The sequence below is a fragment of the Streptomyces sp. NPDC051822 genome (assembly GCF_044452745.1).
Lineage (GTDB): Bacteria > Actinomycetota > Actinomycetes > Streptomycetales > Streptomycetaceae > Streptomyces.
The window spans coordinates 967,807-979,839 of the sequence record NZ_JBITBZ010000002.1; the positions used below are offsets into that span (position 1 = coordinate 967,807).

General features: G+C 72.5%; 9 protein-coding genes. 8 read left to right on the top strand and 1 reads right to left on the bottom strand.

The window, feature by feature from the left end; genetic code table 11:
• Nucleotides 1–11 precede the first annotated feature (11 nt).
• Nucleotides 12–1,565 (top strand): PucR family transcriptional regulator, encoded by a 1,554-nt coding sequence (locus tag ACIA8N_RS10200; protein ID WP_365780525.1) that lies wholly within the window; start codon nt 12–14, stop codon nt 1,563–1,565.
• 189 nt (nt 1,566–1,754) lie between these two features.
• On the opposite strand, the gene ACIA8N_RS10205 is transcribed toward ACIA8N_RS10200, so the two are convergent.
• Nucleotides 1,755–1,955 (bottom strand): hypothetical protein, encoded by a 201-nt coding sequence (locus ACIA8N_RS10205; protein ID WP_365780526.1) that lies wholly within the window; start codon nt 1,953–1,955, stop codon nt 1,755–1,757.
• A gap of 174 nt (nt 1,956–2,129) precedes the next feature.
• Between ACIA8N_RS10205 and ACIA8N_RS10210 the strand changes: the two genes are divergently transcribed.
• The 7 genes from ACIA8N_RS10210 (at nt 2,130) to ispG (ending at nt 12,014) form a co-directional block, all read left to right on the top strand.
• Entirely contained in the window at nt 2,130–3,140 is a 1,011-nt protein-coding gene (locus ACIA8N_RS10210; protein ID WP_365780527.1) for an EamA family transporter, read from the top strand.
• A gap of 137 nt (nt 3,141–3,277) precedes the next feature.
• Entirely contained in the window at nt 3,278–4,723 is a 1,446-nt protein-coding gene (locus tag ACIA8N_RS10215; protein WP_365780528.1) for an aldehyde dehydrogenase family protein, read from the top strand.
• A 170-nt stretch (nt 4,724–4,893) separates the two neighbouring features.
• Nucleotides 4,894–6,828 (top strand): acyl-CoA dehydrogenase family protein, encoded by a 1,935-nt coding sequence (locus ACIA8N_RS10220; RefSeq protein WP_365780529.1) that lies wholly within the window; start codon nt 4,894–4,896, stop codon nt 6,826–6,828.
• A 70-nt stretch (nt 6,829–6,898) separates the two neighbouring features.
• Nucleotides 6,899–8,149, top strand: coding sequence for a 3-phosphoshikimate 1-carboxyvinyltransferase (gene aroA / locus ACIA8N_RS10225; protein ID WP_365780530.1), 1,251 nt, complete (start codon nt 6,899–6,901; stop codon nt 8,147–8,149).
• A 49-nt stretch (nt 8,150–8,198) separates the two neighbouring features.
• Nucleotides 8,199–9,449: a 1-deoxy-D-xylulose-5-phosphate reductoisomerase gene (dxr, locus tag ACIA8N_RS10230; RefSeq protein WP_365780531.1), complete on the top strand. Its 1,251-nt coding sequence runs from the start codon at nt 8,199–8,201 to the stop codon at nt 9,447–9,449.
• A complete protein-coding gene (locus tag ACIA8N_RS10235) occupies nt 9,446–10,753 on the top strand; it encodes a site-2 protease family protein (RefSeq protein WP_365780532.1) in 1,308 nt (435 codons plus the stop codon). Before dxr ends, ACIA8N_RS10235 begins: the two co-directional genes overlap by 4 nt.
• Nucleotides 10,754–10,856: 103 nt before the next feature.
• Nucleotides 10,857–12,014 carry a flavodoxin-dependent (E)-4-hydroxy-3-methylbut-2-enyl-diphosphate synthase gene (ispG, locus tag ACIA8N_RS10240; protein WP_030206559.1) on the top strand — a complete coding sequence of 386 codons (1,158 nt, stop codon included), beginning with the start codon at nt 10,857–10,859 and terminating at the stop codon, nt 12,012–12,014.
• Nucleotides 12,015–12,033 lie beyond the last annotated feature (19 nt).

The following is a 12,033-nucleotide window of genomic DNA, read 5'->3' on the forward strand; positions in this document are numbered from 1 at the left end:
GACGGTCCCTTATGCCGCCCACCCTCGCCTCGCTCGTCCAGCACTCCTCCCTCAAGCTCGTCGTGCGTGCCGGTGAGGACCGTCTCGACACCCCCGTCCGCTGGGCGCACGTCAGCGAGCTCGCCGACCCCGTCCCGTACATGGAGGGCGGCGAGCTCCTCCTCACCACCGCGCTCACGCTCGACGCGGAGGACCTTGAGGCGATGCGCCGTTACGTGCGGCGGCTGCTCGGCGCGGGGGTGGTGGGGCTCGGCTTCGCCGTCGGCGTCAACTACGACGAGATCCCGTCGGCGCTGCTCGAAGCGGCCCGTGACGAGCACCTGCCGCTCCTCGAGGTGCCGCGCCGGACCCCGTTCCTCGCCATCAGCAAGGCGGTGTCCGCCGCCATCTCCGCCGACCAGTACCGCGCCGTCACGGCCGGTTTCGAGGCCCAGCGCGAGCTGACCAGGGCCGCGCTCGCCGAAGGCCCCGAGGCCGTCGTCGCCCGGCTCGCCGCGCACGTCGACGGCTGGGCCGCGCTCTACGACACCTCCGGCACGGTCGTCGCCGTCTCGCCCGACTGGGCGGCACGCCGGGCGGCCCGGCTCACCTCGGACGTGGAGCGGCTGCGCGACCGTCCGGCGCCCGCCAGCGCCGTGGTCGGCGGTACGGACGACCGCGTCGAGCTCCAGTCGCTCGGGTCCGGGCGGCGGGTGCGGGGCGCCCTCGCCGTCGGTACGGGCGCGCCGCTCGGAACGGCCGAGCGGTACGCGGTGCACTCGGCGATCGCCCTGCTCACCCTCACGACCGAGCGTTCCCGTTCGCTCCAGGCCGCCGAACAGCGGCTCGGCGCGGCGGTCCTGCGCATGATGCTGGCCGGCCAGCCGGACCACGCGCGCGCGGTGGCGGGGGACGTGTACGGCGGGCTGCTCGACGCCCCCTTCCGGCTGATCGTCGCGGAAGCCGCCGGCGGCGACCCGACCGGCGAGCCGGCGCTCCCGGCTCTCGCCGAGACGCTGGAGGCGGCGGCGGCACGCGCCGGCGAGGCGGTGCTCACCGTCGCCGAGAGCGAGCAGCGGCTCGTCGTCCTCGCCGGGGACGGCGGCGCGGTCGTCGCCGCCTGCGGCGGGTACGCGGACCGGGACGCGGAGGACGCCGGCGTCACCATCGGACTCTCGGCCCCGGCCGGACCGATCGTGGCCGCGGCGGCGTACAAGCAGGCGGAGCAGGCGCTCTCGGTGGCCAGGCGGCGGGGGAAGGCGCTCGTCGAGCACGAGGACCTGGCGGCCGGCTCCGTGCTGCCGCTCCTCGCCGACGACGCCGTCCGCGCCTTCGCCGACGGGATGCTCCGCGCCCTGCGGGAGCACGACGCGACGGGCCGCGGCGACCTGGTGGCCTCCCTGCGGGCCTGGCTCTCCCGGCACGGGCAGTGGGACGCCGCGGCGGCCGACCTGGGCGTCCACCGGCACACCCTGCGCTACCGGATGCGGCGCGTGGAGGAGATCCTCGGCCGCTCCCTGGACGATCCGGACGTACGGATGGAGCTGTGGCTGGCCCTCAAGGCGACGGGCGAGGGCACGGAGTAGCGGCTGCCGGGCCGCCGGGCCCGTCTAGGGCCTGTCCGGCGGATCATGGCCGGGTCCGCGACGCCTGGCACGGCACCTCGCCGCGTTGCCGAAACGCCCGCATAGCTCCGCTATGAGGACGCTCCGGCGCCTTGCGATGCACCGCGCCAGACGCCGCGGCCTATCCGACCCTGATCCGCCGGACAGGCCCTAGTCCGAGCCGCCACCGTCGTCGCCCCCGCCGGACCGGCGTCCGCCCCGACGGGCGCCGTCGCGCGCCACCTCGCCGCCCAGCAGGGTCACGGTGGCCACCGCGCGGACCCAGCGGGGGCCGCCCCGTGCCGCCCACACGACGCAGGCGCAGCCCGCGACGGCGAGGACCAGGACGCCGATCAGTACGTAAAGGATCATGCTTTCCCCCTGTGCTCTTGCGGTCCGGGCCATCCTCCCACTCCTCCGGATTCCCTCGGGAGCGCCCACCGGGAGCCCCTTCCGGGGTTCTCCCTTGTTCAAAATCCGCTGCCCCTGCCCGGATTCGGGCAATTTTCTTGGTCATCGGGGCCCGCGCTCCCTACTCTCCTGCTCATGACAAGCCCTGCCGTCGACCCGGCCCCCGAGACGCGCCCGGATGCCCCCGAGCCCCGTACCACCGCCTCGACCGGCGACTCCGTCGGCTCCGCCGCCCCCGCCGTGCCCGCCGCGCCCGCCCGTCGGATCAGCGGCGCCGTCTGGGCCGCGCTCGGCATCGTGTACGTCGTCTGGGGGTCCACGTACCTCGGGATCCGGATCGTCGTCGAGACCCTCCCACCGTTCCTCTCCGGCGGCGCCCGCTTCGTCACCGCCGGCCTGCTCCTCGCCGCGATAGTCGCCTGGCGGCAGGGCCCCGCCGCCCTCAAGGTGACCCGCGGGGAGCTCGGCTCCGTCGTCCTCGTCGGCCTGCTCCTGATCCTCGGCGGCAACGGTCTCGTCGTCCTCGCCGAGACCTCCATCCCCTCCGGCCTCGCCGCGCTCCTCGTCGCCGCGGTGCCCGTCTGGGTCGTCCTGCTCCGCGCCGCCTTCGGCGAGCGCCCCGGCCTCGGCGCCTTCGGCGGTGTCCTGCTCGGCTTCGCGGGCCTCGGCGTCCTCACCGTCCCCGGCCTGAGCGGCGAGGTGAAGATCGGCGGCGTGCTGCTCGTCGTCGTCGCGGCCCTGCTGTGGTCAGTCGGCACCGTCTCCTCCGCCCGGCTTCCCATGCCCGCGAACCCCTTCACCGCGAGTGTGTACGAGATGCTGGCCGGCGGCCTCGGCGCGCTCCTCCTCGGTCTCACGCGCGGCGAACACCACGGCCTGGACCTGGGCGCCGTCTCCGGCCGCTCCTGGGGCGCCCTCGCCTACCTCATCGTCTTCGGCTCGATCGTCGCCTTCACCGCGTACGCCTGGCTCCTCCAGAGCGCCCCGATCTCGCTCGCCGCCACCTACGCCTACGTCAACCCGGTCGTCGCCGTCCTGCTCGGCGCACTCGTCCTGAACGAGGCCCTGACCTGGCCCATCCTCCTCGGCGGTGCGATCGTCGTCGGCGGCGTCTGGCTCATCGTGTCGACCGAACGGCGAGGTTGACGACGGGTCCCCTGTCCGGGGCGGACAGAGCGGCGACTCCACTACTCCATACCGGACAAGCCCGCGCCCGCCGTCCCGGCCCTAACGTGTCACCAGAGCAACCGCTCGCTCCCCGAAACGGAAAGGGCCGGGACGCAATGACGACCACCCACGCCTTCTGGCTCGCCGGCCGCGAGGCCACCGGCGACGCCTCCTTCGACGTCACGAACTCGTACGACGGACGTCTGGTCGGCAAGGTCAGCGTGCCCACCGAGGCCCAGGTCGAGGAGGCCGTCGCCGCCGCGCACGCCGTCGTCGACGAGTTCGCCGCGACCCCGGCGCACGTCCGCGCCGCCGCCCTCGACCACGTGTCGAAGCGGCTCGCCGAGCGCACCGAGGAGATCGCCCTGCTGATCTCCGCCGAGAACGGCAAGCCCATCAAGTGGGCCCGCGGTGAGGTCGGCCGTGCCGTCTCCGTCTTCCGTTTCGCCGCCGAGGAGGCCCGCCGCTGGAACGCCGGCGAGGCCCAACGCCTGGACACCGAGGCCGGTGGCGCGGGCCGCCTCGCCCTCACCCGCCGTATCCCCACGGGCGTCGTCCTCGGCATCGCGCCGTTCAACTTCCCGCTGAACCTCAGCGCCCACAAGGTCGCCCCGGCCATCGCCGTCGGCGCCCCCATCATCCTCAAGCCGGCCCCTTCGACCCCGATCTCCTCCCTGATCCTGGGCGAGATCCTGGCCGAGACCGACCTGCCGGCCGGCTCCTGGTCGATCCTCACCGTGCCGAACGACCGGATGCCCGCCCTCGTCCAGGACGAGCGCCTCCCGGTCATCTCCTTCACCGGCTCGGACAAGGTCGGCTACGCCATCCAGCAGTCGGTGCCCCACAAGCACTGCACCCTGGAGCTCGGCGGCAACGCCGCGGCCGTCGTCCTGCCCGACTGGTCCTCCGAGGCCGACCTGGACTGGGCCGCGACCCGTATCGCCACCTTCTCCAACTACCAGGGCGGCCAGTCCTGCATCTCCGTGCAGCGCGTGATCGCCGACGCCTCGGTCTACGACCGCCTGGTGCCGAAGATCGTCGCCGCCGTGGAGGCGCAGGTCACCGGTGACCCGTCCGACGCCGCCACCGACGTCGGCCCGCTGGTCGACGAGGCCGCCGCCAAGCGCGTCGAGTCCTGGGTGGACGAGGCCGTCGCGGCCGGCGCCAAGCTCCTCGCCGGCGGCAAGCGCGAGGGCGCGACCTACGCCCCGACCGTGCTGGCCGACCTTCCGGCCGACGTCACCCTGGCCCGCGCCGAGGTCTTCGGCCCGGTCCTGACGATCGCCAAGGTCGACGGCGAGGCCGAGGCGTTCGCCGCGGTCAACGACTCGGACTTCGGCCTCCAGGCCGGTGTCTTCACCCACGACCTGCAGACCGCGTTCCGCGCCCACCGCGCCCTTGAGGTCGGCGGCGTGATCGTCGGCGACGTCCCCTCGTACCGCGCCGACCAGATGCCGTACGGCGGCGCCAAGCGCTCCGGCGTCGGCCGCGAGGGCGTGAAGTTCGCGATGGACGACTACACCTACGAGCGCGTCCTCGTCCTTACGGGCCTCGCCCTGTAAGCCGTAGCCCCGCCCCGCCCGTACCCCCGCCGGTACGGGCCACGAGACCAGGCGGCCTGAGCCCACTGTGCGGGGGCTCAGGCCGTCTTCTCGTCTTCCTCTCATCTTCCTCTCGTCTTTCCGGACCGCCGGAAATCGGGTACGACGGACAAAGACCCCAGGAGGTGTCCATGTCCGCGCCCACCCAGCGGCCCAAGGTCACCGCACACGAAGCCCGGCAGACCGCCGAGGCCGCACGTGAGCGGGACTGGCACAAGCCGAGCTTCGCCAAGGAGCTCTTCCTCGGCAGGTTCCGCCTGGACCTCGTCCACCCCCATCCGCTCCCCGCCGAGGAGGACGCCCGCCGCGGCGAGGCCTTCCTGGCGGCCCTGCGCACGTTCTGCGAGACCCGGATCGACGGCGCCCGCATCGAGCGCGAGGCCCGCATCCCCGACGAGACGATCACCGGTCTCAAGGAGCTCGGCGCGCTCGGCATGAAGATCGACCGGAAGTACGGCGGTCTCGGCCTCACCCAGCTGTACTACAACCGCGCCCTCGCCCTCGTCGGCTCCGCCAGCCCCGCCGTCGGCGCCCTGCTCTCCGCGCATCAGTCGATCGGCGTACCGCAGCCGCTGAAACTCTTCGGCACCCAGGAGCAGAAGGACGCGTTCCTGCCGCGGCTCGCCAGGACCGACCTCTCCGCCTTCCTCCTCACCGAGCCCGACGTCGGCTCCGACCCGGCGCGCCTCGCCACCACCGCCGTACCGGTCCGGGACGGCGAGGGCGACGCGTACGTCCTCGACGGGGTCAAGCTCTGGACCACCAACGGCGTCGTCGCCGACCTGCTCGTCGTCATGGCCCGGGTGCCCGCCTCCGACGGCGGGCGCGGCGGCATCACCGCCTTCGTCGTCGAGGCCGACTCGCCCGGCATCACCGTCGAGCACCGCAACGCCTTCATGGGCCTGCGCGGACTGGAGAACGGCGTCACCCGCTTCCACCGGGTGCGGGTGCCCGCGGAGAACCGCATCGGCCCCGAGGGCGCGGGCCTCAAGATCGCCCTCACCACCCTCAACACCGGCCGCCTCTCGCTCCCCGCCGCCTGCGCGGGCGCCGGGAAGTGGTGTCTGAAGATCGCCCGTGAGTGGGCGGGCGTCCGCGAGCAGTGGGGCGGCCCCGTCGCCCGGCACGAGGCCGTCGGCACCAAGATCTCCTTCATCGCGGCGACCACCTTCGCCCTGGAGGCGGTGGTCGACCTCGCCTCGCAGATGGCGGACGAGGACCGCAACGACATCCGGATCGAGGCCGCCCTCGCCAAGCTGTACGGCTCCGAGATGGCGTGGCTCATCGCCGACGAACTCGTCCAGATCCGGGGCGGCCGGGGTTACGAGACGGCCGACTCGCTCGCCGCCCGCGGCGAGCGCGCGGTCCCCGCCGAGCAGCTCCTGCGCGATCTGCGGATCAACCGGATCTTCGAGGGATCGACCGAGATCATGCACCTGCTGATCGCCCGCGAGGCCGTCGACGCCCACCTCTCCGTCGCGGGGGACCTCATCGACCCCGGGAAGTCGCTCGGCGACAAGGCGAAGGCCGGCGCGCGGGCCGGCGGCTTCTACGCCCGCTGGCTGCCGGGACTCGTCACCGGAGCGGGACAACTGCCTGGGTCCTACGGGGAGTTCGGCGTCCTCGCCGGACACCTCAGGTACGTCGAACGGACCTCCCGCAAGCTGGCCCGCTCCACCTTCTACGCGATGTCCCGCTGGCAGGGCCGCATGGAGCTCAAGCAGGCCTTCCTCGGCCGGATCGTCGACATCGGCGCGGAACTCTTCGCGATGAGCGCCGCCTGCGTACGGGCCGAACTCCTCCGCACCACCGGCGACCACGGGCCGGAGGCCCACCAGCTCGCGGACGCGTTCTGCCGGCAGGCCCGGCTGCGGATCGAGGAGCTGTTCGGCCGCCTCTGGTCGAACACGGACGACGTCGACCGGAGGGTCGTCGACGGCGTCCTCGCCGGCCGCTACACCTGGCTGGAGGCCGGGATCGTCGACCCGAGCGGCGAGGGCCCGTGGATCGCGGACGCGGCTCCGGGCCCGTCCGCGGAGGAGGACGTGCACCGCCGGATCCCGTGAGCGCCGGGCCCGTGTTCCGCCATGCGGAACGCGGGCCCGCCCCGCCCACCGAAACGGCAGGATGACGTCCGTGACCGTCATCGACATCCCCGGCTCCAAGTCCGTCACCGCCCGTGCGCTCTTCCTCGCCGCGGCCGCGGAGGGCACCACCACCCTCCTCAGGCCGCTCGTCTCCGACGACACCGAGGGCTTCGCCGAGGGCCTCACCGCCCTCGGCTACGCCGTCCGCCGCGAGACCGGCGCCCGCGAGACCGGCGCCTGGCACATCGAGGGCCGCCCCGCGGGCCCCGGCGCGGACACGGCCGACGTGTACTGCCGCGACGGCGCCACCACCGCCCGCTTCCTGCCGACCCTCGCCGCCGCCGGCCACGGCACGTACCGCTTCGACGCCTCCGCCCAGATGCGAGTACGACCCCTTGGCCCCCTGACGACCGCGTTGCGCACCCTCGGTGTCGATCTGCGGCATGGGGAGAAGGAGGGCCACCACCCCCTCACCGTCGCCGCCGACGGGGTCAAGGGCGGCGCGCTCACCCTGGACGCCGGGCAGTCCTCCCAGTACCTGACCGCCCTGCTCATGCTCGGCCCGCTGACCGCAGAGGGCCTCGACATCACCGTCACGGACCTGGTCTCGGAGCCGTACGTCGAGATCACCCTCGCGATGATGCGGGCCTTCGGCGCCGACGTACGCCAGGAGGGCCGTACGTACCGGGTGGCTCCCACCGGCTACCGGGCGCGTACGTACGGCATCGAGCCCGACGCCTCGACGGCCAGCTACTTCTTCGCCGCCGCCGCCCTCGAACCGGGCCGCTCCGTCACCGTCCCCGGGCTCGGCACCGGCGCCCTCCAGGGCGACCTCGGCTTCGTCGACGTGCTGCGCCGCATGGGCGCCGACGTCGAGATCACCGACGCGGGCACGACCGTCCGCTCCACCGGCACCCTGCGCGGCCTGACCGTGAACATGCGGGACATCTCCGACACCATGCCGACCCTCGCCGCCCTCGCCCCCTTCGCCGAAGGACCGGTCCGTATCGAGGACGTCGCCAACACCCGGGTCAAGGAGTGCGACCGCCTCGACGCCTGCGCCGAGAACCTGCGCCGCCTCGGGATCACCGTCCGCACCGGGCCCGACTGGATCGAGATCCACCCCGGAACCCCCACCGGACCGGTCGAGATCGCCACCCACGGGGACCACCGCATCGTCATGTCCTTCGCGGTCACCGCCCTGCGCACGCCGGGCATCACCTTCGACGACCCCGGCTGTGTGAAGAAGACCTTCCCCGACTTCCACCGGGTCTTCGACACCTTCGTCCACACGCCGTGAAGCCCGCCCGCGTGAAGAGCGCACAGCGTTTGCCGCAAGAATGGGGGGCATGAGCGACCGCCCCTCTCCTCTCGCCGATCCGCACATCGCCTTCGACGTGTCCGAAGGACGCCGGGACATCGTCGTCCTCGGCTCGACCGGGTCCATCGGCACCCAGGCCATCGACCTGGTGCTGCGCAACCCCGACCGCTTCCGGGTCACCGCCCTGGCCGCCTCGGGCGGCCGGGTCGCGCTGCTCGCCGAGCAGGCGCACCGGCTGAAGGTCGCCGCGGTCGCCGTGGCCCGCGAGGAGGTGCTGCCGGAGCTGCGCGACGCGCTGAAGGCGCTGTACGGCCCCGAGCCGCTGCCCGAGCTCCTGGCGGGCCCCGAGGCCGCCACGCGGCTCGCCGCCTCGCCGTGCCACACCGTCCTCAACGGCATCACCGGCTCCATCGGCCTCGCGCCGACGCTCGCGGCGCTCGAAGCCGGCCGCACCCTGGCCCTCGCCAACAAGGAGTCGCTGATCGTCGGCGGCCCGCTGGTGAAGGCGCTCGCCAAGCCGGGCCAGATCATCCCGGTCGACTCCGAGCACGCGGCCCTCTTCCAGGCGCTCGCCGCCGGCACCCGCGCCGACGTCCGCAAGCTGGTCGTCACCGCCTCCGGCGGCCCGTTCCGCGGCCGTACGCGGGAGCAGCTGGCCGGCGTCACCCGCGAGGACGCGCTCGCCCACCCGACCTGGGCCATGGGCCCGGTGATCACGGTGAACAGCGCGACCCTGGTGAACAAGGGCCTGGAGGTCATCGAGGCCCACCTGCTCTACGACATCCCCTTCGACCGCATCGAGGTCGTCGTGCACCCCCAGTCGTACGTCCACTCCATGGTCGAGTTCACGGACGGCTCCACGCTCGCCCAGGCCACCCCGCCCGACATGGGCGGCCCCATCGCGATCGGCATCGGCTGGCCCGAGCGGGTCCCGGACGCGGCCCCCGCCTTCGACTGGACCAAGGCCTCCACCTGGGAGTTCTTCCCGCTCGACACCGAGGCGTTCCCGTCCGTCGGCCTCGCCCGGCACGTCGGCGAGCTGGGCGGAACCGCCCCCGCCGTCTTCAACGCGGCGAACGAGGAGTGCGTGGCGGCGTTCCTCGCCGGAAGGCTGCCGTTCAACGGAATCATGGATACGGTCACAGCGGTCGTCGCGGAGCACGGCGTTCCCGTCACGGGAACCTCCCTCACCGTCCCGGACGTCCTCGAAGCGGAGACCTGGGCGCGCGCCCGGGCCCGAGAGCTCGCAGCGAAGGCAACAGCGGAGGCCCGCGCATGACCGAAATGCTCCTGTACGCCCTGGGCATCGTGCTGTTCGCGCTCGGGCTGCTCGTCTCCATCGCCTGGCACGAGCTCGGCCACCTGTCCACGGCCAAGCTCTTCGGCATCCGCGTGCCGCAGTACATGGTCGGCTTCGGCCCCACCATCTGGTCGAGGAAGCGCGGCGAGACCGAGTACGGCATCAAGGCCATCCCGGCCGGCGGCTACATCCGCATGATCGGCATGTTCCCGCCCGGCGAGGACGGGAAGATCGAGGCCCGCTCCACCTCGCCCTGGCGCTCGATGATCGAGGACGCCAGGGAGGCCTCGTACGAGGAGCTCAAGCCCGGCGACGAGACCCGCCTCTTCTACACGCGCAAGCCGTGGAAGCGCGTGATCGTGATGTTCGCGGGACCGTTCATGAACCTGGTCCTGGCCCTCGCGCTGTTCTTCGGCTCGATGATGACGCTGGGCATCCAGGGCCAGACGACCGAGGTCGCCGGGGTCCAGAAGTGCGTCATCAAGCAGAGCGAGAAGCGCGAGAAGTGCGCGACGGGCGACCCCGTCTCCCCGGCGTTCAAGGCCGGCCTGAAGGACGGCGACAAGATCGTCGCCTTCAACGGCACGCCGGTGAACGACTGGGACGCCCTCTCCGACCGCATCCGGGAGACCATCGGCCCCGCGACGATCACCGTCGAGCGGGCCGGACAGCGCGTGGAGCTGCACCCCACGCTCGTCTCCAACAAGGTCCCGAAGAAGGACGAGGACGGCAAGGTCGTCCAGCCCCTGACCTACATCGACGCCGGCTACCTCGGCTTCGCCTCCAAGTCCGAGGTAGCGCCCCTCACCTTCGGCGAGACCACCGAACGCATGTCCGACCGCCTGGAGAGCAGCGTCGAGTCGGTCATCGCCCTTCCGGGCAAGATCCCCGACCTCTGGGACGCCACCTTCGGTGACGGCGAGCGCGCCGACGACTCGCCGGTGGGCGTGGTCGGCGCCGCCCGGATCACCGGCGAACTCATGAACATCGAGGCGCCGCCGACGACGATCCTCGTGATGTTCATGGACCTCCTGGTCATGTTCAACGTGTCGTTGTTCCTGTTCAACATGCTGCCGCTGCTGCCGCTCGACGGCGGTCACATCGCGGGCGCCCTGTGGGAGTCCGTACGCCGCCACACGGCCCGGATCTTCAAGCGTCCCGACCCGGGCCCGTTCGACGTGGCCAAGCTGATGCCCGCCGCCTACGTGGTGGCCGGCGTCTTCGTCTGCTTCACCCTGCTCGTCCTCGCCGCCGACATCGTCAACCCGGTGAGGATCACGTAGCACCCAAGGGGGCCGGACACCGTGGTGTCCGGCCCCCCGCGCCCGGGGCGGTAACCTCGGAGACCTGAGCCCGCCGACGCACAACCTTGAGGTTGCACAGAAGATGACCGCGATTTCTCTCGGTATCCCGACCGTTCCGACCCGGCTCGCCGAGCGGCGCAAGAGCCGCCAGATCCAGGTCGGCACCGTGGCCGTCGGCGGTGACGCCCCCGTCTCCGTGCAGTCGATGACCACGACCCGCACGTCCGACATCGGCGCGACGCTCCAGCAGATCGCCGAGCTGACCGCCTCCGGCTGCCAGATCGTGCGGGTGGCGTGCCCGACCCAGGACGACGCCGACGCCCTCGCGGTCATCGCCCGGAAGTCGTCCATCCCGGTGATCGCCGACATCCACTTCCAGCCGAAGTACGTGTTCGCCGCGATCGACGCCGGCTGCGCGGCCGTCCGCGTCAACCCCGGCAACATCAAGCAGTTCGACGACAAGGTCAAGGAGATCGCCAAGGCGGCCTCCGACGCCCGGACCCCGATCCGGATCGGCGTCAACGCCGGCTCGCTCGACGCGCGGCTCCTGAAGAAGTACGGCCGTGCCACCCCCGAGGCGCTCGTCGAGTCCGCCCTCTGGGAGGCGTCCCTCTTCGAGGAGCACGGCTTCCGCGACATCAAGATCTCGGTCAAGCACAACGACCCGGTGATCATGGTCGAGGCCTACCGCCAGCTCGCCGCCCAGTGCGACTACCCGCTGCACCTCGGCGTCACCGAGGCCGGTCCCGCCTTCCAGGGCACCATCAAGTCGGCCGTCGCCTTCGGCGCCCTGCTCTCCCAGGGCATCGGCGACACCATCCGCGTCTCGCTCTCCGCGCCGCCGGCCGAGGAGATCAAGGTCGGCATGCAGATCCTGGAGTCGCTGAACCTGCGCCAGCGCCGCTTGGAGATCGTCTCCTGCCCGTCCTGCGGCCGGGCCCAGGTCGACGTCTACAAGCTCGCGGAGGAGGTCACCGCCGGCCTCGACGGCATGACCGTCCCGCTGCGCGTGGCCGTCATGGGCTGCGTCGTCAACGGCCCCGGCGAGGCCCGCGAGGCCGACCTCGGCGTCGCCTCCGGCAACGGCAAGGGCCAGATCTTCGTCAAGGGCGAGGTGATCAAGACCGTCCCCGAGTCGAAGATCGTCGAGACCCTCATCGAAGAGGCGCTGAAGATCGCCGAGCAGATGGAGAAGGACGGCGTCGCCAGCGGCGAGCCGTCGGTCGCCATCGCCGGCTGAGGGACACGAGTCTCCCGCG

What these genes read in the sequence shown, in the direction of transcription:
- ACIA8N_RS10215 (WP_365780528.1), top strand. Translation starts at nt 3,278, where the DNA reads ATGACGACCACCCACGCCTTCTGGCTCGCCGGCCGCGAGGCCACCGGC.
- ACIA8N_RS10235 (WP_365780532.1), top strand. Translation starts at nt 9,446, where the DNA reads ATGACCGAAATGCTCCTGTACGCCCTGGGCATCGTGCTGTTCGCGCTC.
- ACIA8N_RS10200 (WP_365780525.1), top strand. Translation starts at nt 12, where the DNA reads ATGCCGCCCACCCTCGCCTCGCTCGTCCAGCACTCCTCCCTCAAGCTC.
- ACIA8N_RS10210 (WP_365780527.1), top strand. Translation starts at nt 2,130, where the DNA reads ATGACAAGCCCTGCCGTCGACCCGGCCCCCGAGACGCGCCCGGATGCC.
- ACIA8N_RS10220 (WP_365780529.1), top strand. Translation starts at nt 4,894, where the DNA reads ATGTCCGCGCCCACCCAGCGGCCCAAGGTCACCGCACACGAAGCCCGG.
- ACIA8N_RS10205 (WP_365780526.1), bottom strand. Translation starts at nt 1,955, where the DNA reads ATGATCCTTTACGTACTGATCGGCGTCCTGGTCCTCGCCGTCGCGGGC.
- dxr (WP_365780531.1), top strand. Translation starts at nt 8,199, where the DNA reads ATGAGCGACCGCCCCTCTCCTCTCGCCGATCCGCACATCGCCTTCGAC.
- ispG (WP_030206559.1), top strand. Translation starts at nt 10,857, where the DNA reads ATGACCGCGATTTCTCTCGGTATCCCGACCGTTCCGACCCGGCTCGCC.